Source organism: Alcanivorax sp. HI0083, assembly GCF_001635175.1.
This window is the reverse complement of record NZ_LWFX01001152.1, coordinates 1-2,930: the sequence shown is the minus strand read 5'-3', so window position 1 is coordinate 2,930 and position 2,930 is coordinate 1. Positions and strand designations below refer to the sequence as shown.

Annotated in this window: 3 protein-coding genes; 2 read left to right on the top strand and 1 reads right to left on the bottom strand. The window is 58.3% G+C overall.

The window, feature by feature from the left end:
- The coding region (locus A3754_RS16375; protein WP_156497031.1) for an FAD/NAD(P)-binding oxidoreductase at window positions 1–859 on the top strand (859 nt) is incomplete at its 5' end.
- A 173-nt stretch (window positions 860–1,032) separates the two neighbouring features.
- Here the strand turns inward: A3754_RS16375 and A3754_RS16370 are convergent.
- Entirely contained in the window at window positions 1,033–2,286 is a 1,254-nt protein-coding gene (locus A3754_RS16370; RefSeq protein WP_063520557.1) for an NADH:flavin oxidoreductase/NADH oxidase family protein, read from the bottom strand.
- Window positions 2,287–2,373: 87 nt separating this feature from the next.
- Between A3754_RS16370 and A3754_RS16365 the strand changes: the two genes are divergently transcribed.
- Entirely contained in the window at window positions 2,374–2,730 is a 357-nt protein-coding gene (locus tag A3754_RS16365) for a helix-turn-helix transcriptional regulator (protein ID WP_007150890.1), read from the top strand.
- Window positions 2,731–2,930: the final 200 nt, after the last annotated feature.

Below are 2,930 nucleotides of genomic sequence, written 5' to 3'. Positions count from 1 at the left end.
GGCGGGCTTGTCCTGTGCCACGGTGGCGGCAGAGCGAGGCCATGCGGTGACCCTGTTTGATCAGGCGGGGGAAATTGGTGGTCAGTTTAATATGGCCAAGGTAGTGCCCGGCAAGGAAGAGTTTCACAACACCATTCGCTATTTCAGCAAAAAACTGGAAAGCACCGGCGTTACCATGAAGCTGAATACGCGCGTTGAAATTGCCGATCTGGAAGCGGCGGGCTTTGACGAAATCGTGATTGCTACGGGTGTGGTTCCGCGTACCCCGGGCATCCCCGGTGTGGATCATCCCAAGGTGTTGTCTTACGTGGACGTGCTGCGTGGCAACGCCCAGGTGGGTGAGAAAGTGGCGGTCATTGGTGCCGGTGGTATTGGCTTCGATGTGTCCGAGTTTCTGGCTGAACATCCCCGCGAAGGCGAGCAGCCATTACCGGAGTGGATGAAAGAGTGGGGCGTGGATATGGCGGGTGACACCCCCGGTGGCCTGGTGAAAGCGGCACCGGAAAAACCGGCTCGCCAGATCACCTTGCTGCAGCGCAAACCGACCCCGCTGGGCAAGGATCTGGGCAAAACCTCCGGCTGGGTACACCGCGCCACGCTCAAGTCCCGCAACGTGGAAATGCTGAAAAACTGCAGCTACGAAAAAATTGATGATGCGGGCCTGCATATCAAGATGGGTGAAGAAAGCCGGGTGCTTGACGTGGATAACGTGATTCTCTGTGCCGGGCAGGAATCCCTGCGTGAGCTGTACAAGGAAGACGGCAAGAACTTCCACCTGATTGGTGGCGCGCATCTGGCGGCCGAGCTGGATGCCAAACGCGCGATCAAGCAGGGCGCGGAAGTGGCAGCGAAGTTGTAAAGCAGAGGATCCCTGGCTTCTAGCGGCTAGCAACGAGAAAAACAAAAAAGCCCCGGCTCACGTCGGGGCTTTTTTGTTTCGGTGACTGCAGAGGGCGTCACCATTTATGCGAAACTCGAAACTCGAAACTCGAAACTCGAAACTCGAAACTCGAAACTCGAAGCTGTTGTCTGTCAGTTATTCGCCCGCAGACGGCGGGTCTTAAAGCTGCCGACACCCATGGTGGCGATAACCTTGAACAGGGCGAGCAGTACGCTCTCGTCCGGCTTTGGGTCTTTGCCTGTGCCCATGCGATGCAGCTGGCGGGAGAACCAGGACACTTCCATCATGGCCATGTTGTCGATGGTCTTGATACCGGTTTTGCGCGGGGTAACGCGGCTGACAACGCCACTCTGGCCCGCCAGGATGGCGTTGGGAAGATCCGGTTCCACGGCCAGGGGGCGGGCGATGCCGATGATATCGGTGGCACCGCTGTCCACGGCTTGCGCCATGGCTTTGGCCGAGCGGAAGCCGCCGGTAACCATCAACGGAATGGAAACCCGCTTGCGGATTTCGTTGGCGTAATCCAGGAAGTAGGCTTCCCGGTTGGCGGTACTTTCCCGTACGCCCTTGGCACCGGCCATGGCCGGGTTCTCGTAGTTGCCCCCGGAAATTTCCAGCAGATCGAGACCCTCGCTGGCCAGTGTTTCGGCCACGGTCATGGATTCTTCTTCGCTAAAACCGCCCCGTTGGAAATCGGCGGAATTGAGTTTGATGCTGACAGGGTAATCATCGCCAACGGCCTGACGGATAGCCCGGTAAATTTCCAGCGGGAAACGCATGCGGTTTGCCAGTGAACCGCCCCATTGATCGGTGCGGCGGTTGTGATGTCCGGAGAGAAACTGGCTGACCAGATAGCCGTGGGCGCCATGAATTTGCACACCGGTGAAACCGGCTTTCTGGCAGATACGGGCGCTGGTGGCGAACCGCTGGATGATCTCCTGAATTTCCTCTTCGCTCAGCGCTCGGGGTGTCTTGAACGCGCTTTTCAGTTCCTTGCCAAAGGGCACGGCTGAGGGGGCAAGGGTGTCGCCGCTGGCCAGCATACGGGGAATCTGCTTGCCGGGATGGTTGAGCTGTACCCAGATCGCCCCGCCCCGGGACTTGCCGGCCTCCGCCCAGCGTTTCAGCAATGGCATGTCACGCTCATCCTCCACGACCACGTTGTTCGGCTCGCCGGTGTGGCGTCGGTCGATCATGATATTCCCGGTAATCACCAGGCCGGTGCCGCCCTGGGCCCAGCGGCCGTACAGCCGTTCCAGTTTCGGGGTTACATGGTTGTCGATGGTGCCGAGTGCTTCGCTCATGGCCGATTTGCCGAAACGGTTGGGCAGGGTGATTCCGCAGGGCAATGCCAGGGTCTGGCCGAGAATATCAGCGTGGTTCACAGTGTCTCCTCCGATGGCGACGAACAGTGGCGACAAGAAATGCCGCAACGATATAGTTTGATGAGGATCAAACTATAAGTTAGTTTTATGACCGTCAAACTATTTTCCCGGGAGGTGCCGGTTTTGGCACAGAAAGACACTGTGACGGCGGAGCAGCTTGCTGCAGCCTTTCGTGCGCTGTCCAACCCCAATCGGTTGCGCATATACCAGGTAATTGTGGATCACTGTCGCCAGCATGGTCAGGCGGATCTGGCCAAGGTGCCTGCCGGCTGTGCGTTTGGGGATTTTATGCAGCGGCTCAATATTGGCGCACCGACAGTGTCCCACCATGTTCGGGAGCTGTCGGAGGCGGGGCTGATCCGTGTGGAGCGTGAAGGGCGCCGCCGCTTCTGCCATGCGGAGCCAATGATGCAGGAACGGTTGGCACACTTTTTTGAAATGTAATTAACACCGAATACAGGGGCAGGGAATGACAGCGGATCAATGGGCGCTTTGGGGCTGTGGCATCTTTTTTCTGGTCGGCTTGCTGACCGGCGCCTGGAAGTATGTGCAGGTGGCCAATAGTGAGAAAGCCCGGGCGCATTACTATGTGGACATCGCCCACCGTGCCAGCTTGATGTATGCCTTTGCATGCCTGGTGCTGG

Excerpts from the sequence above, each read along its gene's own strand:
- A3754_RS16365 (WP_007150890.1), top strand. The coding sequence starts at position 2,374 with ATGACCGTCAAACTATTTTCCCGGGAGGTGCCGGTTTTGGCACAGAAA.